This window comes from Nocardia mexicana NBRC 108244 (assembly GCF_001613165.1).
Taxonomy (GTDB): domain Bacteria; phylum Actinomycetota; class Actinomycetes; order Mycobacteriales; family Mycobacteriaceae; genus Nocardia; species Nocardia mexicana.
This window is the reverse complement of sequence record NZ_BDBV01000045.1, coordinates 110,846-133,260: the sequence shown is the minus strand read 5'-3', so window position 1 is coordinate 133,260 and position 22,415 is coordinate 110,846. Positions and strand designations below refer to the sequence as shown.

Annotated in this window: 19 protein-coding genes; 9 read left to right on the top strand and 10 right to left on the bottom strand. The window is 70.3% G+C overall.

Translation table 11 applies throughout. The features are described 5' to 3' along the window. Positions 1 to 103 precede the first annotated feature (103 nt). Both NM1_RS18510 and NM1_RS18505 read left to right on the top strand, forming a co-directional pair. Positions 104 to 541 carry a MarR family winged helix-turn-helix transcriptional regulator gene (locus NM1_RS18510; RefSeq protein ID WP_068021152.1) on the top strand — a complete coding sequence of 146 codons (438 nt, stop codon included), beginning with the start codon at positions 104 to 106 and terminating at the stop codon, positions 539 to 541. Between the two features lie 144 nt (positions 542 to 685). After that, positions 686 to 1,330: a hypothetical protein gene (locus tag NM1_RS18505; RefSeq protein WP_147288869.1), complete on the top strand. Its 645-nt coding sequence runs from the start codon at positions 686 to 688 to the stop codon at positions 1,328 to 1,330. On the opposite strand, the gene NM1_RS18500 is transcribed toward NM1_RS18505, so the two are convergent. The 4 genes from NM1_RS18500 to NM1_RS18485 form a co-directional block, all read right to left on the bottom strand. Then, positions 1,331 to 1,828 carry a winged helix-turn-helix transcriptional regulator gene (locus NM1_RS18500; RefSeq protein ID WP_068021147.1) on the bottom strand — a complete coding sequence of 166 codons (498 nt, stop codon included), beginning with the start codon at positions 1,826 to 1,828 and terminating at the stop codon, positions 1,331 to 1,333. It abuts the gene before it with no gap. Further along, positions 1,825 to 4,071 carry a molybdopterin-dependent oxidoreductase gene (locus NM1_RS18495; RefSeq protein WP_068021145.1) on the bottom strand — a complete coding sequence of 749 codons (2,247 nt, stop codon included), beginning with the start codon at positions 4,069 to 4,071 and terminating at the stop codon, positions 1,825 to 1,827. Before NM1_RS18495 ends, NM1_RS18500 begins: the two co-directional genes overlap by 4 nt. Positions 4,072 to 4,103: 32 nt before the next feature. Further along, positions 4,104 to 5,135: an S-adenosylmethionine:tRNA ribosyltransferase-isomerase gene (locus tag NM1_RS18490; RefSeq protein WP_068021143.1), complete on the bottom strand. Its 1,032-nt coding sequence runs from the start codon at positions 5,133 to 5,135 to the stop codon at positions 4,104 to 4,106. A gap of 157 nt (positions 5,136 to 5,292) precedes the next feature. Continuing rightward, positions 5,293 to 5,982 carry an SDR family NAD(P)-dependent oxidoreductase gene (locus NM1_RS18485; protein WP_068021142.1) on the bottom strand — a complete coding sequence of 230 codons (690 nt, stop codon included), beginning with the start codon at positions 5,980 to 5,982 and terminating at the stop codon, positions 5,293 to 5,295. A gap of 138 nt (positions 5,983 to 6,120) precedes the next feature. Between NM1_RS18485 and NM1_RS18480 the strand changes: the two genes are divergently transcribed. Beyond that, positions 6,121 to 6,915, top strand: coding sequence for a VOC family protein (locus NM1_RS18480; RefSeq protein ID WP_068021140.1), 795 nt, complete (start codon positions 6,121 to 6,123; stop codon positions 6,913 to 6,915). A 46-nt stretch (positions 6,916 to 6,961) separates the two neighbouring features. Here NM1_RS18480 and NM1_RS18475 read toward each other — a convergent pair whose 3' ends face one another. The 3 genes from NM1_RS18475 to NM1_RS18465 all read right to left on the bottom strand — a co-directional run bounded on the left by NM1_RS18475 (position 6,962) and on the right by NM1_RS18465 (position 9,679). Further along, entirely contained in the window at positions 6,962 to 7,375 is a 414-nt protein-coding gene (locus NM1_RS18475; RefSeq protein ID WP_068021138.1) for an SRPBCC family protein, read from the bottom strand. A gap of 97 nt (positions 7,376 to 7,472) precedes the next feature. Further along, positions 7,473 to 9,026 carry a glycerol-3-phosphate dehydrogenase/oxidase gene (locus tag NM1_RS18470; RefSeq protein WP_068021136.1) on the bottom strand — a complete coding sequence of 518 codons (1,554 nt, stop codon included), beginning with the start codon at positions 9,024 to 9,026 and terminating at the stop codon, positions 7,473 to 7,475. A 47-nt stretch (positions 9,027 to 9,073) separates the two neighbouring features. Further along, entirely contained in the window at positions 9,074 to 9,679 is a 606-nt protein-coding gene (locus NM1_RS18465) for a TetR/AcrR family transcriptional regulator (RefSeq protein WP_068021134.1), read from the bottom strand. 155 nt (positions 9,680 to 9,834) lie between these two features. On the opposite strand from NM1_RS18465, the gene NM1_RS18460 reads away from it, so the two are divergent. Next, entirely contained in the window at positions 9,835 to 11,427 is a 1,593-nt protein-coding gene (locus NM1_RS18460) for an FAD-binding oxidoreductase (RefSeq protein WP_068021248.1), read from the top strand. After that, positions 11,424 to 12,362: a YegS/Rv2252/BmrU family lipid kinase gene (locus NM1_RS18455; RefSeq protein WP_068021132.1), complete on the top strand. Its 939-nt coding sequence runs from the start codon at positions 11,424 to 11,426 to the stop codon at positions 12,360 to 12,362. The genes NM1_RS18460 and NM1_RS18455 overlap by 4 nt, the downstream gene beginning before the upstream one ends. A gap of 14 nt (positions 12,363 to 12,376) precedes the next feature. Here NM1_RS18455 and NM1_RS18450 read toward each other — a convergent pair whose 3' ends face one another. The 3 genes from NM1_RS18450 to NM1_RS18440 all read right to left on the bottom strand — a co-directional run bounded on the left by NM1_RS18450 (position 12,377) and on the right by NM1_RS18440 (position 16,468). Beyond that, a complete protein-coding gene (locus NM1_RS18450) occupies positions 12,377 to 13,369 on the bottom strand; it encodes a TAXI family TRAP transporter solute-binding subunit (RefSeq protein WP_068021130.1) in 993 nt (330 codons plus the stop codon). 1 nt (position 13,370) lies between these two features. Continuing rightward, positions 13,371 to 15,695, bottom strand: coding sequence for a TRAP transporter fused permease subunit (locus tag NM1_RS41240; protein WP_084519754.1), 2,325 nt, complete (start codon positions 15,693 to 15,695; stop codon positions 13,371 to 13,373). A gap of 107 nt (positions 15,696 to 15,802) precedes the next feature. Then, entirely contained in the window at positions 15,803 to 16,468 is a 666-nt protein-coding gene (locus tag NM1_RS18440) for an AAA family ATPase (RefSeq protein WP_246010812.1), read from the bottom strand. A 150-nt stretch (positions 16,469 to 16,618) separates the two neighbouring features. On the opposite strand from NM1_RS18440, the gene NM1_RS18435 reads away from it, so the two are divergent. The 4 genes from NM1_RS18435 (at position 16,619) to NM1_RS18420 (ending at position 22,389) form a co-directional block, all read left to right on the top strand. After that, positions 16,619 to 17,542 carry an NAD(P)/FAD-dependent oxidoreductase gene (locus NM1_RS18435; protein ID WP_068021244.1) on the top strand — a complete coding sequence of 308 codons (924 nt, stop codon included), beginning with the start codon at positions 16,619 to 16,621 and terminating at the stop codon, positions 17,540 to 17,542. 250 nt (positions 17,543 to 17,792) lie between these two features. Beyond that, positions 17,793 to 20,522 carry a valine--tRNA ligase gene (locus NM1_RS18430; RefSeq protein ID WP_068021128.1) on the top strand — a complete coding sequence of 910 codons (2,730 nt, stop codon included), beginning with the start codon at positions 17,793 to 17,795 and terminating at the stop codon, positions 20,520 to 20,522. A 59-nt stretch (positions 20,523 to 20,581) separates the two neighbouring features. Next, a complete protein-coding gene (folC, locus tag NM1_RS18425) occupies positions 20,582 to 21,991 on the top strand; it encodes a bifunctional tetrahydrofolate synthase/dihydrofolate synthase (protein ID WP_425454306.1) in 1,410 nt (469 codons plus the stop codon). Next, the gene (locus tag NM1_RS18420; RefSeq protein WP_068021126.1) at positions 21,988 to 22,389 is read left to right on the top strand and encodes a DUF4233 domain-containing protein; all 402 of its coding nucleotides are present in this window, start codon (positions 21,988 to 21,990) and stop codon (positions 22,387 to 22,389) included. The genes folC and NM1_RS18420 overlap by 4 nt, the downstream gene beginning before the upstream one ends. Positions 22,390 to 22,415 lie beyond the last annotated feature (26 nt).

Below are 22,415 nucleotides of genomic sequence, written 5' to 3'. Positions count from 1 at the left end.
CTCGGATACCTCCCAGAAGCTTGAACGCGCATATGTTTGAAGTCTTCAAGCATCTAAAGATTCAATGATCGCGGTTGTCAAACGCACCGGTAGGATCGCCCCTATGAGCTCGACCACAGCGCAGAGCACGCTCGCATTGCTGATCTCGCGATTCGTCTCCGCGTACCTGCACGACTTCCTCACCGCCGCAGAGGATCACGGGCTGACGCTGACCCAGGCGAAGCTGCTCCTGGCGCTGAACGAGCCGCCGGACGAGCTGCCCATGCGGGTGCTGGCCGGGCGGCTGGCGTGTGATCCGTCCAACCTGACCGGTGTCGCGGACCGGATGGAGTCGCGGGGGCTGGTCCGGCGCACGGTGAATCCGTCCGACCGGCGGGTCAAGTACCTCGCCGCGACGGAGGAGGGGCGGGAGCTGGCCGCGCAGATCCGTGGGTCGCAGGTCCGCGCCTACAAGGCGCTGGCGGAGCTGGCTCCGGAGGAGGAGCGGCTGCTGGAGGGGATGCTCGAACGCCTGGTTCCGAAGCTCGAGGATCGGGTCTGACGTCGTTCGCCGCGCAGCGCTTCCCAACAGCGGGTAATGACAATCGTTTCCCTTAAATTTCTGCCCCGGGAAACCCCGGAAGTAATCAGTGCCGCAGAGACAAGGGAAAAATTGAACAGGATCACTCGTGCCACCGTCATGTCGGTGATGGTTGTCGGCGCGTTGGGAATCGGGTCGGCGACGGCGGTCGCCGAACCTTCGGCGCCGGACGGTCACACCGTGCGCGCCGAAATCATGCCGGGCGTGCACTACACCGGCAATACGCTGGATCAGTCCGTGGTGATCGAGACGGGGGCGGCGACCCTGATCACCCAGGGCGGCCTGTTCCAGGTCCGGGACGCGGCCGGAAATGTGGTGGGCGGCAATGCCTTCGCCGTCGAGCCGGCGGCGCTGAAGGCCGCCGCGGCGCCCGCGGCCGCCGCGCCGGATATGGGCCTCGACGATATCGACGTCGACCCGCACACCGAGCGGTTCAACGAGGCGATCGAAGCGGCCGTCAACGAGTTCGGGTTGGCGACCGGTGTCGGGACGATGGCCGGCGGCCTGATCGGACTGGCCGCCGGGTGTGGCATCGGCGCCGTGGCCGGTGCGGTATTCGGTGCGCCCGTCCTCGATGCCGGGGGCCTCACCGTCATCGCCGGGTGCCTCGCCGGCGCCGCCGTGCTCGGCGGCATGGGTGCCATCATCGGCGCCGCACTGCTCGGGGTCCCGGTGGCCGTCGCCGCCGCGATCCAGTTCCAGAACACCATGAACCAGCCGTACGAGAGCCCGCACGGCCACGACGACTGATCAGGTCGTGAATCGTCCGGTGGCCAAGGCGCTTTCGCGATGCCGGTCGGGGAAGCCGGGGCCCAGCTGCGAGGACACCTCACCGTGCCGGAGTGGCTCGCGGCAGTGGGCGCACACCACCTCGGCGTGGGTGTCGTGATCGCAGTCGTCGTGGTGCAGCACGACCGGCGGCCCGGCCTCCGGGGCGACCCAGCGGTCGCCCCAGCGCATGACGGCCAGCAGGACCGGGAAGAAGTCGCGGCCCTTGTCGGTGAGGCGGTACTCGTAGCGGGGCGGCCGGTCCTGATACCGCACCCGGTCGAGCATGCCCTCCTCCGTCAGCCGGGTCAGGCGCTGGGTGAGGACATTGCGGCTGAGCCCGAGCACCCGCTCGAAGTCGTCGAAACGCGTTGTGCCGTAATAGGCCTCGCGCAGCACCAGCGGCGTCCACCAGTCGCCGATCAGATCGACGGTGCGGGCGACCGAGCAGGGCCAGGTGGCGAAGGTGGTGCGTTTCATGCGTCTACGGTATCGATCCGGGCGGGGACGTACTTGTGCCACGGGGTGCCGACCCACTCGTCGCGGGAGTCGTACTCGGTGAGTTCGTTGGGGGCCGCGCCACTGGTCAGCACGGTGCCGTCGGGATCGAACACCGTGAGCCCCAGGCCGTTCGGCAGCGACAGGTGGCCGGGACGCATCCGGTCGGTGGGCTCGACCTCGACCTCGGTGGTGCCGCGGCGGGTGGTCACGCGGACCCGGTCGCCCGCGGACAGGCCCAGTCGTTGCGCGTCGGCTGCGCTGATCCGCAGGGCGCCGCCGCCGTCGCGCCTGCGCCAGTGCGGATCTCGCATGATCGTGTTGGCGGTGAAGGCGCGGCGTTCCCCGGCGGCCAGGACGTAGGGCCACTCGTCCTGGTCGTCGGGTTCGGGCAGGGTGGCGACGACCTCGAGGAGTTCGGGGATGTGCAGCTGAACCCGGCCGTCGCGCAGGCGTTTCCACGTCTCGTCGACGTCGTCGTCGGTGATGACCACGCCGTGCTTACCGGTCAGGATGGCCTCGAACAGGCGTTCGCCGGCCTCCAGGCCCGTTCCGTAACCGGCGCGTTCGACGCCCCTGGGGTTCTTGCGGGCGCAGTTGTAGGCCGCGGCCCACAGCATCGCCGCCGCGTCGGCGCCGTCGGGCAGGGTCGGGCCCAGCGTGCGATACAGCAGCACCGGTGCGAGTTTCGCCTTCCGCCGGTCGGCGAGGATGCCCAGGAAGGCCATGGCGAACGCCTCGCGGCCCTGGGCGAGAGCCTCCCGCAGCGGGGCGTAGTCGTCCTCGCCCACCGCCCCCGCGGCCTCCGCCAGCCGGGCGTGGATCTCCGGCTCCGGCAGCACCCCCTCCGGGGCGGGGAGCACGGGGTGGCGGAGATGGAAGATGTTGCGCGGGAACTCGAAATTGAAGAACGTGGCCTCGTACTTCTCGAACTGGGTCGGGGCGGGCAGCACGTAGTGCGCCAGTCGCGCGGTCTCGGTCATCGCCACGTCGACGACGACCACCAGGTCCAGCGCGGCGAGCGCCTCCCGCATGCGCGCCGAATCCGCCAGGGAGTGAGCGGGATTGGCGCTCTCGACGAACATGGCGCGGTAGCGGGCCGGGTGATCGGTGAGGATCTCCTCGCTGATCACATTGCAGGGCACCAGGCCGCTGACGATCCGCGCGCCCACGACGGGGCTGCGCGGGCCGGAGTCGGCCGGGTGGCCGCGGTCGTGGCCGAGCGCGGCCAGGCCCGAGAAGGCGTACTGGGTACCGGGTTTGCCGAGGTTTCCGGTAAGCAGCCACACGAGTTTCTCGACGTAGCTGACCACGGTCGAATAGCGGTTCATCTGGACGCCGAGGTCCTCGAGCGCGGCCACCGACTCCGCACGGGCGATACGGTGGGTCGCGGCGGTGACCAGGTCGAGATTGACATCGGCTGTGGCGCAGTACTTTTCGATCGGCACCTGGCGCAGCACCGCGAGCACCTCGTCGAGTCCGTCGGCGTGGTCGGCGAGCCAGTCGAATGCGACCAGGTTGTCGCGCACCAGGATCGCCGCCATGGCGGTGAGCAGGTAGACATCGGTGCCGGGGCGCAGTTGCAGGTGGAAGTCGGCCAGTTCCGCGGTCTCGGTGCGCACCGGGTCGAGCACGATCATGGCGCGTTCCGGGTCGCGGGCGATCTCCTTGAGCACCGAGCGGGCCCGCGGGAAGCCGTGCGACTGATAGGGATTCTTGCCGACGAACAGCGACACCTCGGCGTGCTCGATATCCGCGCGCACCGGATGGCCCGCCATCCGGGCGCCCACCCAGAAGTCGCCGGTCTTCTCCTGCGCCAGCGCGCTGGAGCGGTAGCGCATGCCGTAGGCGGCCATGGTGGCCGGCGCGTAGGCGCCGCCGAGGTGATTGCCCTGGCCGCCACCGCCGTAGTAGAAGATGGACTCGCCGCCGTATTCGGCCCCGATCCGCGTCAGCCGCTCGGAGATCTCGGAAATCGCCGTGTCCCAGTCGATCTCCTCGAAACTACCGTCGGATCGGCGCCGCAGCGGCGCGGTCAGGCGGCCGGTGCGCCCGTTCTGGTAGTGATCCAGCTGCAGCGCCTTGTTGCAGGTGTAGCCCGCGGAGGCGGGATGCAGCTTGTCGCCCCGGATCTTGTCGAAGGATCGGCCGTCCGGCCCGACCAGGACCTGGATGCCGCAATTGCACTCGCACAGGATGCATGCCGTGGGCTGCCACTCCGTCATGGGGGGAGCGTACGCCGGTAAGTTCACAAACGCTACCCACTGGGGGTGAAGAGCAGGGCGGTGTCGCCGAATTCGTGCCAGAGGTAGCCGGAGTCGAGGGCGGTGCGATAGGCGGTGCGCACCGTTTCGGTCCCGGCGACGGCTTGCAGCAGCTCGAGGTGGGAGGCGCCCGGTTCGTGCCAGCCGGTGATCAGGCCGTCGACCACGCGGGCCGGGCGGGCGGCGCCGAGGACGACTTCGGTCCAGCCGGAGGCCGGGTGCAAGCGGCCGGAGGGATCGGCGGCGGATTCCAGGGCGCGGGTGACCGTGGTCCCGACGGCGATCACGCGGCCGCCGGTGGCGCGCGTCGAATTCACCAGGCGGGCGGTGTTCTCGGGAACCGCGTAGCGTTCGGGACTCGGCGGCTCGCCCGCCTCGGGGGAGGAGACGCCGGTGTGCAGGGTGATCGGAGCGAGCGTGACGCCGGTTGTCACCAGGTCGGTCACGAGGCGGTCGGTGAACGGTCTTCCGGCACTGGGCATTTCGGCGCTGCCGGGTTCGCGGCCGAAGACGGTGCGGTAGTAGTCCGGTGACCAGCGCTGGGTCACGTAGGAGTAGGTGATCGGGCGACCGTGGCGGGCCAGCAGTTGGGGGACCGCGGCGTCGATATCGGCGATCCACAGGCGGCGTGCGGGCGGTAGCCACGGTCCGCGTAGCACCGCCGTAGCTCCGGGGAGCTCCACGCGCGCAGCGGGTTCCGGATTCGCGGCGGTGAACGGGACGCCGTCCGGCGACCGCAGCTCCACGACCCAACCACCGTCGTCCAGCCGGGTCGCGAAGTGCAGGACCGCCGGGTGTCCGAGGTAGCGGGCATCGACGGCGGCGGCCAGTGTGGCCGAATTGTTCACCACGACAAGGTCGCCCGGCCGCAGGAAGCGCGGTAGTTCCCGGAAGCGGGCGTGCGTGAGGACGCCGCGATCGGACACCAGCAGCCGGACCCCGTCACGCGCCGAGCCGCGCGCTTCGGGTGGCGCGGTGGCCGCGCGTTCGGCGGGAACGGTGAACTCGTCGAGTGTGACAGTCATTGTGCTGTACCTCTTTTCATTGCTCCGGGCCGGGGGTTGTAGCCGGGTTCCTCCGGGGGTTCCTTCCGGATTCCTCTGGCGTGAACGGCGGTCGTGTCCGGAGCGGTTCGGCGCGTGAATCGCCGCGCGGCAGGTTCGTGCCGTCGGGTTGGGGCATTCAGCGCGCGACCGGTAGTTCGGATGCCACATAACGCCCGCTCGGTGGTCGGGTATCGATGAGATGCAGCAGCCCGGGGACGACGGTCTCGGGCTCAGGGCGGTCGGAGATGTCCTCGCCGGGGAACGCCGCCTGGTGCATGGCCGTGCGCATATCGCCCGGGTCGAAGCTGTAGACGTGCAGGTCCGGATGCTCGGCGGCGAAGGTCGCGGTGAGGTGGTCCAGGGCCGCCTTCGAGGCGCCGTACCCGCCCCAGCCCTCGTAGGCGTTGACCGCGGCATCGGAGCTGATATCGACGGCGGCGCCTCCCGACGCGCGGAGTTTCGGCAATGCCAGCTGCAGAATCGCCAGTGGCGCAATCACATTGGTGTCCAGCACCGAGGCCAGCTCGGCCGTCGGATAGTCGGCCAGGCGCGGCATCGGACTCGGTCCGAGTGCACTCGCATTGTTCAGCACCAGGTCCAGCCGGGGCGCGTCGCCGACCACGGTGGCGAGGCTGCGGCGGTGTGCGGGATCGGCGACGTCCCCGGCCACCGCGACGGCGCCGGTCGCATCCCGCACCTGGGCCAGGGGTTCGAGGTGGCGGGCGGTGATGATGAGGTCCCAGCCCCGGGCGGCCAGCGCCAGCGCGACCGCGCGTCCGAGACCTGCCGAGGCTCCCGTGACGAGAGCCGTTCTCGTATCGCTCATGTCCCCATCCTCGAACCTCAATCTATGTTCAGGTCAAGGGTCGGGTTCGAATCGAGATAGCTGTCTCGCGGCCGATGAGTTTGCCGGGCCGGTGCCGTCAGAGGTGGTGAGCGTGCCGAAACCTACCGAGGAGCCACGATGTCCTACACCTTCAAGCCCGGTGATCCCTGCTGGACCGAGCTGTACACCTCCGACCCCGACCGAGCCTTCGACTTCTACGGCCGGCTGTTCGGCTGGACCCATGAGCAGGCCGAGGAGTTCGGCGGGTACATCACCTTCCGCAAGGACGGCAATGCCGTCGCGGGCGGTATGCGCAACGACGGCAGCGACGGCGCCCCCGACCAGTGGACCGTCTACCTCGCCAGCACCGACGCACAGGCCACCGCCGATGCCGCGGCCGCACGCGGTGGACGGGTGATCCTGCCCCCGATGGAGGTGGGGGACCTGGGCAGTATGGCGATCCTGGCCGATCCGACCGGCGCCGGCGTGGGCGTGTGGCAGCCGGGCGTGCACACCGGATTCGGTGCGATCGGCATCGTCGGCGGCGGCACCTGGACCGATCATGTCGGCGCGGCGTCCTGGTTCGAGCTGAAGACTCCCGCCTACGCGGACGCGCTGAAGTTCTACGGCGAGGTGTTCGGCTGGCAGGACCCGTTCACGGTCGCCGATGGGCCGGAATTCCGGTACACCACAATCCATTCCGAGACGCCGATGCTGGCCGGGGTGATGGACGGGTCGGGGTTCCTGCCCGCCGGGGCGCCGGGCGGCTGGGAGGTCTCCTTCGGCGTGCAGGACGTCGACGACGCGGTGCGGACCGTGGTCGATCTGGGCGGCTCGGTGGAACACCCTGCCGAGGACACCCCGTACGGCCGGATGGCCGTCGTCGCCGACCCCACCGGGGTGCGATTCGGCCTGGGCGGCAACAAGTCCTGAGCCGGAAGGGGCCGGGCACTGGTCTCCTGGCCCGGCCCCACCGGCCTCAGGACTCGGGGCGGGACTCCATCGTCTCCTTGAAGACCTTCATGCCGTATTCCATGCTGGCGCCGAACGGTTCGGCGAGCGCGTCGGGGAGCAGGTCACGGGACCATACGAACCGGGTGCCGCCCTCGCCCTCGGGGAACACCTGCCACGAGGCATTGTCGTGCTCGATCGGAACCGTCCCGCCGTAGACGGAGTAGACGAACCGGCGGGCCCCCTCGTCGAGCGTAATGCGGCGTTCGTGCACGACGGTGCCGTTGGAGAAGGTGACCACCCGGGTATCGGGGCTCTCCACCCGGCTTTCGGTGACGAAACCGGGCGCCATCCGGACGGGGCCCTCGGCGAAATCCGCCAGCACCGCCCAGACCTGCTCCGGCGGCGCCTGGATGACGATCTCCTTGTATACCGAGGCCATCGGGATTCCTTTCACCGTCTGATCGATGGCCCGACCATACCGCCGGTCGGTGACATGTTCGCGCGCCCTCGATGACGGCCTTCCGGCGGTGGCGATGTCAGGTGCGGGTGGGCGCGACCGCGAGGCGTGCCGCGGGCAGGGCCGCCGCGCGGTCGTCCTCGATAAGCCCGATGCGGGTGCGCCGATCGAGCAGGTCGCCCTCGTCCAGTGCGCCCTCGTGTGCGACCGCGTAGGCGAATTCGGCACGGAGCACGTCGATTCCGGGTGCCACCGGCTCGCCGAGCGCCGGATCCCGCTGGATCAGTTCGAGGATCCCGGTGGCTTCGGTGCCGTAGCGTTCGATGAGCAACGGCGCGGCCGGGATGCGGTCCCGGGCGGCGCCGGAGACCGCACCCACCAGCGGAATTCGCTTGGTGCGGCAGGGGGTCGTAGTCAATCCGGAGTGGGCCACGGCGGCATCGACGGCGTCCTCGGCCATCTGCCGGTAGGTGGTGAGCTTGCCGCCGACGACGGTGACGGGACCGCCGGGGGAGTGGAGTACGGCGTGCTCGCGGGAGATGTCGGAGGTGTCGTCGCCGCCCGTGCGCAGCAGCGGCCGCAGTCCGGCGAAGCTGCCCCGGATATCGCTGCGGTGCAAGGGTTCCCGTAGCACGGTATTCACCGTATCGAGCAGGAAGTCGATCTCGCCGTCGGTCGGCCGTGGCTCGTCGGGCACCGGGCCGGGGGCGTCCTCGTCGGTGAGACCGAGGTAGACCCGTCCGTGTGCGGCGGGGAAGGCGAAGACGAAGCGGCTCGTGCTGCCGGGGATGGGCACGGTCAGCGAGGCGGTGAGGCCGCCGAACGCGGCGGCGTCGAAGACCAGGTGGGTGCCGCGGCTCGGCCGCAGCTCGATGCTCTCGTCGACCCGGTCGGCCCATACCCCGGCGGCATTGATCACCGAACGCGCTCGCACGGTGAGGGTTTCGCCGGTGAGCGCATCGCACAGCTGGGCCGACTCTCCGGTGACCTGCCGCGCCGCCACCCGGGTGAGCACGGACGCACCGTACGCGGCGGCCGTGCGGGCGATCGCCACGACCAGCCGCGCGTCGTCCACCAGTTGCCCGTCCCAGGCCAGCAGCCCGCCGCGTAAACCGTTGCGGCGCAGCGTCGGTGCCAGCCGCAATGCCTCGGCCGCCGCGACCCGGCGCGAACGCGGCAGCACCGCCGCCGGTGTGCCGGCCGTGCGTCGCAGCACATCTCCGGCCACGAAACCTGTACGCACGAGGGCCCGTTGGATCCGTCCGACCTCGGGAAGCAGCGGAACCACCTGGGGGATGGACCGTGTCAGGTGCGGTGCGGTGGTGGTGAGCAGGACATCGCGCTCCACGGCGCTCTCGTGCGCGATGCCGACCCCGCCGCCGGCCAGGTACCTCAGCCCGCCGTGCACCAGCTTGGAACTCCACCGGCTGGTCCCGAACGCCAGATCGTGCTTCTCCACCAACACGGTTCGCAGCCCCCGCGCCGCCGCGTCCAGCGCCACCCCGGCCCCGGTGACCCCGCCCCCGACCACCAGCACATCGATATCCCCACCGTCCCCGAGCGCCTGCAACTCTCTACTCCGCCGCCCCGCATTCAGCGCGGAATCCCCGAACCCACCACGCGCACTACTCATTCCGTACTCCCATCACCTGGTTTCCACCCGTTCACGAGGCTTTCGGTTCATGCGAGGCGTTCTCCGTCTTCGGGGAGGAGGTAGCCGTCGACGGCGCGGGCCAGTTCGGCGTCGAGGTGCTGCTCGTCGAGGAGGTTGCCGACCATTCCGGCGGACTGGACCGCGGACTGGCCGATCAGCAGGAGCATGGTGGCCAGGTGTTCCGGATCGCCCTCGCGGATCGAGCCGTCGCGGTGACCCTCGCGGATCACGGCGGCGAACAGCAGGATCAGCTCCCGCTGGTTGCGGCCCAGGCGGCCGAAGACATAGGTCAGCATCAGGTCGGTATCGGTGCGGAAGATCTTGGCGAACAACGGATTCGCGCGCAGTGTGGCCGCGCCGGACACCACCCCCTCGACCAGGCGGGCGCGTCCGCTACCGCCAGTGGGGATGGTCCGTCCGACGATGCCGCGCATCTCCCGCACCAGCAGCTGGGCGATCAGCGAGCGGGTATCGGGCCAGCGCCGGTACACCGTCGGGCGGCTCACTCCGGCGCGCCGCGCCACCTCCGTGAGGGTGGTGCGGCGCACCCCGAATTCTTCGACGCAGGCCCGTCCCGCGTCGAGGATCGCCAGGTCGATGGCCGACAGCTCGTCGGCATCGGTCGTGTGCATCGCAACGTCACCACCGGGTTGTGGGCGCGACCGTGCCGGTCGGCCGAGTCCTTCGTTACTGCTTGACATCTTATGTCACACTGTAACGCATGGTCGACACACAGCAGCAGACGTCTTCGTCGGGAATGCCGGGCGGGTCGGCGCCGCGCCCGAGTATGGTATGGGACGCCTGGGGCATTCCGGCCGGTCACGCGCCGCTTTCGGAGCGGATCCGCACGCTGCTGGCGCAGGTCTTCGGGGTGTCCGGTGAGCCGGTGGCTCGTCGCGATGAGGGCGATGTGCCGCTTCGCGACTCGACGCTGACGGCGGCCCAGCTCGCGGAGTTGTCCTCGGTGGTCGACGCGGGTCACGTGTCGGTCGACCACCGGGACCGGCTCCTGCACGCCGGTGGCAAGAGCACCCCCGATCTGCTGCGCCGCCGCGCCGAGGGCCCGCAGGACGCCCCCGACGCCGTCGTCTTCCCCGCCGATCACGACGAGGTACAGGCGCTGCTGTTCCGATGCGCCGAGGCGGGAATCGCGGTGGTGCCCTTCGGCGGCGGCACCAGCGTGGTCGGCGGCGTGGACCCCGCGCGCGGCCGCTTCGATTCCGTTGTCGCCGTGGATCTCCGGCGGCTCGACGCGATGACCGATATCGACGCGGTGAGCGGCACCGTCACCCTGGGCGCCGGGCTCACCGGCCCGCAGGCCGAGCAACTTCTCGCCGGGCACGGCCTGTCGCTCGGCCACTTCCCGCAGAGCTTCGAGTTCGCCAGCATCGGCGGCTTCGCGGCGACCCGCTCGTCCGGGCAGGCGTCGGCGGGGTACGGCCGCTTCGACGACATGATCCAGCGGCTGCGGATCGCAACGCCCAGCGGCACACTGGATCTCGGCCGCGCCCCCGCCTCGGCGGCCGGTCCGGACCTGCGCGAGCTGTTCGCCGGATCGGAGGGCGCGCTGGGCGTGATCACGGAGGTGACGCTGCGGGTGCATCCGGCTCCGGAAACCGTTGCGTACCAAGCCTGGTCGTTCCCGGACTTCGCCACCGGCGCGTCCGCCCTGCGCGCCGTGGTGCAGGCGGGCGCCGCGCCGACCGTGCTGCGATTGTCCGACGAGGCCGAGACCGGGCTCAACCTGGCCCGCTCCGCCGACGTGGGCGGCGCCCCGGTGACCGGATGCCTGGCGATCACCACGTTCGAGGGCACCGCGGCCCATGTCGCCGCGCGCGGTGCCGAGGCGGGCGCCCTGCTCGAAGCCGCCGGCGGCTCCCCGCTGGGTGAGCAACCGGCGCGGGAGTGGGAGCACGGCCGGTTCGCGGCACCCTATCTGCGCGACGCGCTGCTGGACGTCGGAATCCTCTGCGAGACATTGGAAACCGCGACCAGCTGGTCGAATCTGGCCGAGCTCAAGGCGAAGGTGACGGCGGCGCTGACGGATTCGCTGTCCGCCCAGGGCACTCCGGCGCTGGTGATGTGCCACATCTCGCACACCTATCCGACCGGCGCGTCGCTCTACTTCACCGTGGTGGCCAAGCAGCTCGAGGATCCGATCGCCCAGTGGCTAGGGGCCAAACGGGCGGCGGGCGATGCCATCGTCGCGGCGTCGGGCACCATCACCCATCACCACGCCATCGGCGAGGACCACCGCCCGTGGATGCCCGACGAAATCGGCGACCTGGGCGTGCGGGTCCTGACCGCGGTCAAGCAGGCGGTCGACCCGGCCGGAATCCTCAACCCCGGCAAGCTGATCCCGCCGGAGGAGACCGCATGAGCGCGATCGACTCGGTGCTGCTGGTGACCAACCCGCTGTCCGGCCAAGGCCGGGGGCTGACGGCTGCCACCACGGCACGCGCGCGATTCGCCGAGCGCGGTGTGGACGTGACCGAAGTGCAGGGGGAGACGGCGGCGGATTCGGCGCGCCTCGTGCGCGAGGCGGTTTCCGGCGGGAACCGGCCGGATGCCGTGGTATGCGCCGGAGGCGACGGTCTGGTCTGCCTGATCCTGCAGGCGCTGGCGGGAACCGATGTGCCACTGGGGCTGGTGCCCGGCGGCACCGGTAATGATCTGGCACGCGAGCTCGGCATTCCCGACGACGACGCGGTCGCGGCCGCGGATATCGTGCTCGGCGGGCGTACCCGGTCGATCGATCTCGGCACGGTCGAATCCGGCATGGTGACAGCCGAGTACGGCGGGCCGCTGCGGTTCGCGACGGTGACCGGTACCGGATTCGACGCCCGGGTGACATTGCGTGCCAACCGGATGCGCCGCCCCAAGGGCTCGCTGCGCTACACCTTCGCCGCCCTCGCCGAGCTCGCGGGTGGACTGGCGGTGCCGTACCGGATCGAATTGTCCGGTGCGCCAGGGGAGTCCGGCGACACCGTGGTCGAGACGGACGCCGTCATGGTGGCGGTCGGCAATACCCGCACCTACGGCGGCGGCATGATGATCTGCCCGGACGCCACCGTCGACGACGGCCTGCTCGACCTCACCGTGGTCGGCGTCATGTCCCGCCTGGAAATGCTCCGCATGCTCCCCGCGCTCTCGTCCGGCAAGCGCATCGACCACCCGGCGGTAACCCAATACCGAGCCGCCACAATCACATTGACCGCCCCGAACGCCCCGGTCACCGCAGACGGCGACCCGGCTGGAGCTTTACCCGCGACCTTCCGCGCCCTGCCCGCCGCCCAACAGATCCTGGTGCCGTAGTCCTCGCCAACACCTCAGCCGAGGGCTACCTCCGAACCTCGGTGCAGGTTGACCGGGGCGGTGTTGCGGGCGGTTTCGCGGGTGATGCCCTTGGCGGCTGGGTTGGCTTGCTCCAGTTGGGGTTTGCGGTCGAACAGGGTTCGAGTGAGGACGCAGGCGAGGTTGGCGTCGAGGTCGTCGCGGACCAGGAGCAGGTTGGGGACGACGATGGTCGGGACGTCGGCGGCGAGGCCGTAGGCCGCAGCCGGGATCACGCCCTGTTCGTAGCCGGGGTTGACCTTGCGCATCTCGCCGAGCTGACCGGCGATGTCGAGGAATCGCACGCGGTCGCGGGCGGTGGTGAACAGGTCGGTCACGCCGGGCGTGGGCAGGCCGCCGGACCACACCATGGCGTCGATGGAGCCGTCCTTCATCCCGTCGACGGTCTTGGTGAGATCCAGTCGCTGCGCGGCGATATCGGTATCCGGGTTCAGGCCCGCCGCGGCCAGCAGCCGGTTCGCGATCACCTCGGTGCCGGACTTCGGCGATCCGGTGGACACCCGCTTGCCCCGCAGGTCGGCGACCGCATTGATACCGGCGCCCTCGCGCACGATCACGTGCGTGTAGTTGGTGTAGATCCGTGACAGTGCCTGCACCGGCTGCTTGCGGCCGTCGAAGCTGCCGGTGCCGAGCACGGCGTCGGCGGCGGTGTCGGCGAGCGAGAACGCGACCTGATAGGTCCCCGCGACCAGCTGCTGGATGTTCTGCACCGAGGCGCCGGTCTCCGCGGCGGTGGCCTTGACCTTGCCGTCGGTGGCCGCCGCCAGCTGCTCGGCGTAGGCGTTGCCGAGCGCGAAGTAGACGCCGGTGGCATTGCCGGTCGCGATGCCGACCCGCGCCTCCTGCGACACCTCACAGGTCACCGTCCCGCCGGAGTCGGTGCTGGCGTTGTCGCGCCTGCCACCGCATCCGCTGAGCAGTGCGGCCGACACCGCGACCGCGACGACAATGATTGCGGCTCTTCTCATGTCACTCTCCTCCGGCGGGAAACACGCGGTTCGCCGACCGGCGCCGCGTCAGCAGTGCCACCGCGGCCGACCCGGCGAGCAGGCCGGATCCGGCGGCGGCGGTGAAGGGGCTCGGATACAGCAGCGTCAGCCCGGCCGCGGCGGCGAGGATCCGGGCCGCCGGTCCCGCCGGTCCGATGCCGTACATCCACCCGCCCGTGGCGACGGCGAGCGCCGCCACCGCGAGCGCGGTGACCGCCGAGACCGCCAGCACGTCGAGCACCGCACCGCGCCCGAGCAGGTGCTCACCCGAGTCGGTCAGCACGAACACCACGGGAACCAGGAACGCGGGCAGCGCGTAGCGCAGCGCCTGCCACATGGCGGCGACGGCGCGGGCGCCGGTGATGGCCGAGGCGCCGACCGCGGCCAGCGCCGTCGGCGGCGTCACCTCCGACAGCACCGAGTAGTAGAAGGTGAACATGGCCACGGCGGGCGCGGGCACCCCCAGCTGGATCAGCGCCGGGCCGATGATCGCCCAGCCGATCACGAATGAGGCCGTCACCGGCACCGCCAGGCCCAGCAGCGCCAGCGCCACCGCCGCCAGCACGACCGTGCAGGCGAGTACCACGCTCGCATTGTCCGACAGCGCGGAGCCGACCTCGATCAGCAGCGAGGCGAGTTGGGCGCCGAGCCCGGTCTTGGTGGTCATGGCCGTGATCACCCCGGCCGCCGCGCACACCGCCACGACCGGCAGTGCCGAGCGCACCCCCGCCGACAGCGTCCGCAGCAGCCCGGTGCCGAACCCGCCCACGGAGATTCGGGTCTCGGCGGGGGAGATCCTGCGGCGCACAAGACGATCCGCGACCGCCAGCACGAAGGTGAGCACGGTCGCGTACACCACCGCGCGGGTCGCGCTGACACCGATCAGCAACAGCACCACGATCGCGATCAGCGACAGGAAGTGATACCCGAACAGCCCCAGCAGCTTCCACACCGATCGCGGCGGCGCGGCTGGGGTAATGATGGGGTCGTGCGCCGATCGCGGCGGCGCGGCTGGGGCAATGATGGGGTCGTGCGCCGATCGCGGCGGTGCGGCTGGGGCAATGGTGGGGTCGTGCGCCGATCGCGGCGGCGCGGCTGGGGCAATGGTGGGATCGTGCGCCGATCGCGGCGCGGCCGGGGCAGTGGTGGGGTCGTGCGCCGATCGCGGTGCACCCGGGGTGTCGCCGGGTTCGTGCGCCGAGTGCGGTGCGGGTGCGGCGTTGCCGGGATCGCGCAGCGCGCCCGAGGCGAGCAGGCGGCGGGCGTCGATCTCCACCGCCAGCAGAATTCCCAGGTAGTACAGCAGCGTCGGGATGGTGGCCCAGCCCAGCACGGTCAGATAGGAGACGTTCAGGTACTCGGCCACGATGAACGCCGCGACCCCGAGCGTCGGCGGCGAGAGGATCGCCCCCACCCCGGCGGCCGCGAGCAGCCCCGCACCCTGCTCCGGCCGGTATCCGGCCCGCCGGAGAATGGGCCAGGTCACCGCGCCGACGCTGACCGCCGTCGCGGTGCCGGAACCGGAAACGGTGCCCAGCAGGAATCCCGAGGCGACCGCGGTACGCCCGGCGGCGCTGCGGGAACGCCGGAACAACGCCACCGACAGATCCACGAAATACTGCGCGGCACCGGAGAATTCGAGTGCCGCGCCGTAGATCGTGAACAGCACGATGTAGGTCGCCGCGACGTCCAGCGGCGTGCCGTAGAAACCGCTGCCGGAGTTGTAGAGGGCGTCGACGATCTGATCGAAGTTCAGCCCGGCGTGGGCGATGGTCCAGTGCTGCGGGAGCAGGCCGCCGTAATACCCGTAGGCCAGGAACAGCAGGCACACCCCGGGCAGCACCCATCCGGTGGTGCGGCGGCACGCCTCCAGAATCAACAGCAGCAGCACCGCGCCCATCACGACGTCGACCGGCTCGAGCAGCCCCTGCCGGTCCAGAAACGCGTCGTATCCGCCGCCGCCGGTCCCGATCGCCCACGGCAGCACCGGATACAGGCACACCACCAGCGCGACCACGGCCAGCGCCCAGTCGAGCGGGCCCGGCCCCGCGCGCCGATCCAGCCACCGCGCCCCGGACCGGTACGACACGAACACCAGCGGCAGCGCCCCCGCCAGGAACAGCACCAGGTAGTACTGGCTGCCCTGGGGCAGTGGCCGGAACACCTGCCAGAGCGCGAGCACCGCGAGCGCGAACGCGCCGACGGCGACCACGCGCTCCGGAATTCCGGACAGCGGTCGCGCGGGCCGTTCCTGATCGTCCGCGCTCAGCTCCGCCGGTGTGACGGGGGCAACGCGGACGGACATGGCGAGACGATAGCAACGCCGAGGCCGCCGATCGCGGCCATTGGAAATATGGGTTCCGCCGAATGACCAGCGCAATCCTCGCCCTGCGAGGCTCGGATTCGAGGCACTCAGGAAATGAACGAAATCGCCCGCAACCCGGAGACCGTCGCGCGATCGAGAACGACCACGGAGGCGGGGCGGGGGCGCGGCGCGGTGCCGGTGGTGACGCGGCCGACGATCCGCCGCCAGCGGGCGTAGTGCAGCACGAAGCTGATCCTGCTCACGCGTCGGCCTCGCGCGCGCTGACCGGCCCGCGCCGCCTCGGCGGGGACGTCGATCATGATGATGTGCACGTCCCGGCCGCCCTGCGCGGCCCAGGCAGCGATCAGGCGGCGAACCCAGCGGCGAGTTCCGCAGTCGTGCACCACCACCGGGGTGCGGGCCTCGTGCAGCGCGCGCCGGATGCGGCGGTAGTGGGTGAGGTGCACGATCGGCAACCACAGCGCGTAGGGCAGCCGCCCCAGGCGGCGGTGCCACCAGTTGCGTGACTGCTGCGAGTCCACGAGCGTCGCGCCGCTGTGCTCGACCGCCTCCACCGCCGTGCCCACATCGCCGAACAGCCTGCGCAGGGCGGTGCTCTTGCCCGCGCCCGGAACCCCGGTGAAGATCACGGCCGCCGTTGCGGGATAGCGCAATTCGTCGACGTCGCGGCCCCGCAGATCGTGCACCGTATCGGGCGTGACGACATGCGGTTCGGGGGAGCGCAGCTGGCCGGCTTCGAGCGGAGGGTTCACCTCTTACAGCGTCCCGGCCGAAATCCCGTTCTGCAACAGGGATGACCCTGATTTCGTGCCCGGAGTTGCGGCGCGGGAGCGGATTCGGGGTTGTCCCGGAAACGGCAACGTTCTTTGCCGAATCCGCCGCGGTTCGGCACCGTTGCGATCATGAGTGAGACGAGATACGACGTGGTGATCGTGGGTGGCGGCGCGGCCGGGCTGTCGGCGGCGCTGGTGCTGGGACGGTCGCGCCGGCGGGTGGCGGTGGTCGACGCGGGACAGCCGCGCAACGCCCCGGCCGAGCATATGCAGGGCTTTCTTTCCCGGGACGGGATGCCGCCGGGCGAGCTGCTGGCCGTCGGGCGGCGCGAGGTCGCCGGGTACGGGGTCGAGCTGGTCGACGATCGGGTGATCGGCGCGGCGGGCTCCGGTGCGGAGTTCGAGCTCCGTCTGGCCGGTGGCCGGACGCTGCGGGCGCGGCGAGTGCTGGTGGCCACCGGCCTGCGCGACGAACTGCCGGAGGTTGCGGGTGTCCGCGAGCGCTGGGGCCGTGACGTGCTGCATTGCCCGTACTGCCACGGCTACGAGGTGGCCGACCAGCCGCTGGGACTGATAGGCGGCGACGAACCGGGTGCCTTGGCCCGCGCGGTGCACCTGGCGCTGCTGCTGCCGCAGTGGTCCGACGACGTCGTGTTCTTCCCGCACACCATGGCGCTGACCGACGCGGAGCGCCGCCGCATCGCCGGACGCGGTGTGCGCATCGTCGACGGCAAGGTGGCGCGGCTGGCCGTCGAGGACGACCGGCTGCGCGGGGTCGAACTGGCCGACGGCAGCGCGGTGCCGCGGGCGGCGGTATTCGTCGCGCCGACCTTCGTCCCCGACAACGCCGTGCTGTCCGCCCTCGGCTGCGCGGTGGCCGAGACCGGATGGGCGGTCACCGATCCCTCGGGACGCACTTCCGTCCCCGGTGTATGGGCCGCGGGCAATGTCACCAATCCGGGTGCGCAGGTCATCACGGCCGCCGGTGCCGCCTCGGCGGCCGCCATCGCGCTGAATACGGACCTGGTGGAGGAAGATTCCACAATCGACTGAACCAGTGCCTGTTTTTTGTGCTTCGGCACACACTGGCGACCGGAGATTCGGGCTGTTTCCTGAACCGGAGCTGAGGGGCAAAGCCGCACCCACGCAACGGATTCGGGCAAAACCTGAGAATTGCATATGGATTGGCCGGGGTCATGGAAATCGGCGGTAGTCTGAATGTCGTGGGCGGGGTTTTCGGTGTCCCTCATCCGCCGAAAACCCCGCTCTTCGACTGTCTAGCCCCAGTCCTTAGAATCTCACGGTGACCAGCACAGCCTCTGAGAACCCACGTGATCGTGCCGACGCCCTCCCCAAGAGCTGGAATCCCAGCGAGGTGGAGGCAGACCTGTACGAGGGCTGGGTAGGCGCCGGTTACTTCACCGCGGATGCCACCAGTAGCAAGCCGCCGTATTCGATCGTGCTGCCCCCGCCGAACGTCACCGGCAACCTGCACATGGGGCACGCGTTCGACCACACCCTCATGGACCTGCTCACCCGCCGCAAGCGCATGCAGGGCTGCGAGGTGCTGTTCCTGCCCGGCATGGACCACGCCGGGATCGCCACCCAGAACATCGTCGAGAAGAAGCTCGCCGTCGACGGCAAGTCCAAGGAGGACTTCGGCCGTGAGCTGTTCATCGACAAGGTCTGGGACTGGAAGCGCGAATCCGGCGGCACCATCCAGGGGCAGATGCGCCGCCTCGGCGAGGGCGTGGACTGGAGCCGCGACCGCTTCACCATGGACGACGGCCTCTCGCGCGCGGTGCAGACCATCTTCAAGCGGCTCTACGACGCCGGGCTGATCTACCGCGCCGAGCGGCTGGTGAACTGGTCGCCGGAACTGCGCACCGCCATCTCCGATATCGAGGTCAAGTACGAGGACCGCGAAGGCGAGCTGGTGTCGCTGCGCTACGGCTCGCTGAACGACGACGAGCCGCACGTGATCGTGGCCACCACCCGCGTCGAGACGATGCTCGGCGACACCGCCATCGCCGTGCACCCCGACGACGAGCGCTACAAGGATTTCGTCGGCACCACCCTCTACCACCCGATCACCGGCCGCCAGATCCCGGTGATCGCCGACGACTACACCGATCCCGAATTCGGTACCGGCGCACTGAAGATCACCCCGGCGCACGACCCCAACGACTTCGAGATCGGCCTGCGCCACAACCTGCCGATGCCGACGATCATGGACGAGACCGGCCGGATCGCCGGTACCGGAACCGAATTCGACGGCATGGACCGGTTCGAGGCGCGCGCGAAGATCCGCGAGCGGCTCGAGGCCGAGGGGCGCGTGGTCGGCCGCAAGTTCCCCTACATCCACAGCGTCGGCCACTCCGAACGCAGCGGCGAGCCGATCGAGCCGCGACTGTCGATGCAGTGGTGGGTGAAGGTCGAATCGCTGGCCAAGGCCGCCGGGGACGCGGTTCGCAATGGCGAGACCGTGATTCATCCGGCGAGCCAGGAGCCGCGCTGGTTCGCCTGGGTCGACAACATGCACGACTGGTGCATCTCGCGCCAGCTGTGGTGGGGCCACCGCATTCCGATCTGGTACGGCCCCGAGGGCGAGATCGTCTGTGTCGGACCGGACGAGCAGGCGCCGGAGGGCTACGTGCAGGACCCGGACGTGCTCGACACCTGGTTCTCCTCCGGCCTGTGGCCGTTCTCCACCATGGGCTGGCCCGACGCCACCCCCGAGCTGGCGAAGTTCTATCCCACCAGCGTCCTCGTCACCGGCTACGACATCCTGTTCTTCTGGGTGGCGCGGATGATGATGTTCGGCACGTTCGTCGACGACGACCCGGCCATTACGGCGGGCAAGGATTCGGGGTCGGCGCAGGTGCCGTTCCGGGATGTGTTCCTGCACGGCCTGATTCGCGACGAGCAGGGCCGCAAGTACTCCAAGTCGAAGGGCATCGGCATCGATCCGCTGGACTGGATCGACGAATACGGCGCCGACGCAACGCGATTCACCCTCGCCCGCGGCGCGCAGCCCGGCAGCGACCTGTCGGTGGGCCCGGCGCACGTGCAGGCGTCGCGCAACTTCGTCACCAAGCTGTTCAACGCGACGAAGTTCGCGCTCATGAACGGCGCTGTCCCCGGCCAAACGCATGCCGGGGAAAAGGGGTCGGAGCATGCCGGGGAAACGGGATTGGCCCGGGAGACCCTGACCGACGCCGATCACTGGATCCTGGATCGGCTGGAAGAGGTTCGGGCCGAGGTGGATTCGGCCTTCGACCGCTACGAGTTCGGCAAGGGCTGCGAGGCGCTGTACCACTTCGCGTGGGACGAGCTGTGCGACTGGTACCTGGAGCTGGCGAAGGTGCAGTTCGCCGAGTCCGAGGAGCGGGCGGCGAGTACCCGCGTGGTGCTCGGCAGCGTGCTGGACGCGCTGCTGCGCATGCTGCACCCGGTGATCCCGTTCGTCACCGAGACCCTGTGGCGGGCCCTCACCGGCGGCGAGTCCGTGGTGGTCGCGGCGTGGCCGCAGCGCTCCGGCATCGCCGCGGACGAACGCGCCGCCCGTCGCATCGCCGACGCCCAGAAGCTGATCACCGAGATCCGCCGCTTCCGCAGCGATCAGGGCCTCACCGACAAGCAGAAGGTGGCGGCCCGGCTGATCGGCGTCGACACCGCCGACCTGACCGGGCTCGACGCCGAGATCGCGTCGCTGGCCCGCCTGACCGAGCCCGGCGACGGCTTCTCGGCCACCGCGTCGGTGGAGGTCCGGTTGTCGGCCACCACCGTGACCGTGGAACTCGACACCTCCGGCACGGTCGACCTCGACGCCGAGCGCCGCCGCCTGGAGAAGGATCTGGCGGCCGCGCAGAAGGAATTGGCGGGCACCACGGCGAAGCTCGGCAACGAGGCTTTCCTGGCCAAGGCGCCCGATGAGGTGGTGGCCAAGATCCGCGCCCGCCGGGAGGTCGCCGAATCCGAAGTGGCGCGCATCGGCGCCCGGCTCGACGAGATCGGCAAGGCGGGCGAGTGAGCGCGGGCGAGGACGGCGCGAACGCCGAGCCGGAGCGGCAGCGCGGCGGGGAGCAGCGGCTGCACTCCGGCCCGTCTCCGGTGGATCTCGCCGAAATGGCGCTGGTCGAGGCCGAACTCGACCAGCGCTGGGGCGAGACCAAGATCGAGCCGTCGCTGACTCGCATCGCCACGCTGATGGATCTGCTCGGCTCTCCGCAGCACGGGTATCCGGCCATCCACGTGGCGGGCACCAATGGCAAGACGTCGGTCACCCGCATGATCGACGCGCTGCTGAGCGCGCTGCACCGGCGCACCGGCCGCTTCACCAGCCCGCATCTGCAGCTGGCCACCGAGCGCATCGCCGTCGACAACGAGCCCGTCAGCCCCGCCCGCTACGTCGAGATCTATCGCGAGCTGCAGCCGTACCTGGACATGATCGACCAGCAGTCGCAGGCGGCGGGCGGCCCGCGGATGAGCAAGTTCGAGGTGCTGGTCGCCATGGCCTACGCCGCCTTCGCCGAGGCGCCGGTGGACGTCGCGGTGGTGGAGACCGGGATGGGCGGCACCTGGGACGCCACCAACGTCATCGACGGCCAGGTCGCGGTCATCACCCCGATCGGGCTGGACCACACCGACTACCTGGGCCCGGATCTCACCTCGATCGCGGGGGAGAAGGCCGGGATCATCAAGAAGGCCACGGAGGATCCGCTGGTCCCGCGCGAGACCGTGGCCATCATCGCCGAGCAGGAGCCCGAGGCGATGGAGGTGCTGCTGCGGCGCACCGTCGAGACCGACGCCGCGGTGGCCCGCGAGGGCGCGGAGTTCCGGCTGCTGTCGCGGCGCGTCGCCGTCGGCGGCCAGGTGCTCGAGATCCAGGGCCTGGGCGGGGTGTACGACGAGATCTTCCTGCCGCTGCACGGCGAGCATCAGGCCCGCAACGCGGTGGTGGCGCTGGCCGCGGTGGAGGCGTTCTTCGGCGCGGGCGCGCAGAAGCAGCTCGACATCGACGCCGTCCGAGCGGGATTCGCGGCCGCGATCAGCCCCGGCCGGATGGAACGCATGCGCAGCGCGCCGACCATCTTCCTCGACGCCGCGCACAATCCGGCGGGCGCTCGGGCGCTGGCCGCCGCGCTCACCGACGAGTTCGACTTCCGCAAGCTGGTCGGTGTGGTCGCGGTGCTGTCGGACAAGGACGCCGCCGGTATCCTGCGGGCACTGGAGCCGGTGTTCGACGAGATCGTCGTCACCACCAACGGTTCCCCGCGCGCCCTGGCCGTCGACGACCTCGCCGACCTGGCCGTACAGACCTTCGGCGACGAACGCGTCGTCACCGCCACCACCCTCGCCGACGCCGTCGAATCCGCGATCGCCATCGCGGAGGAGGCCGGGGAATCCGGGGAGCCGGTGTCGGGGGCGGGGATCGTGATCACCGGTTCGGTCGTCACCGCGGGGGCGGCCCGCTCCCTGTTCGGAAAGGATCCCGCATGACCGACAAGGCCGTACCGCCCCCCGCCACCGATCCGTGGAAGGGGCTGCGCGGCGTCATGGCCGGGTCGCTCGTTCTCGAGGCCATCACCGTGCTGCTGGCGCTGCCGGTGGTCGCGGCCGTCGGTGGCGGGCTCGGCCCCTGGTCGATCATCTTCCTGGTGGGCCTGGCGGTGCTGATGATCGTCGGTGCCGGACTGCAGCGGCGGCCGTGGGCGGTGCCGTTCAACCTGAGCCTGCAGGTGCTGGTGCTGCTGGGCGGGTTCATCCACGCGTCGATGCTGGCCGTCGGAGTGATCTTCGCCGCAGTCTGGGCGTTCATCCTGGTGCTGCGCTCGGACGTGAAGCGCCGGATGGATCAGGGAATGCTGCCCAGCCAGCGCATGCAGCAGGGTTCTTGACGGCTTCGGTTCGGAATACCGTGCGC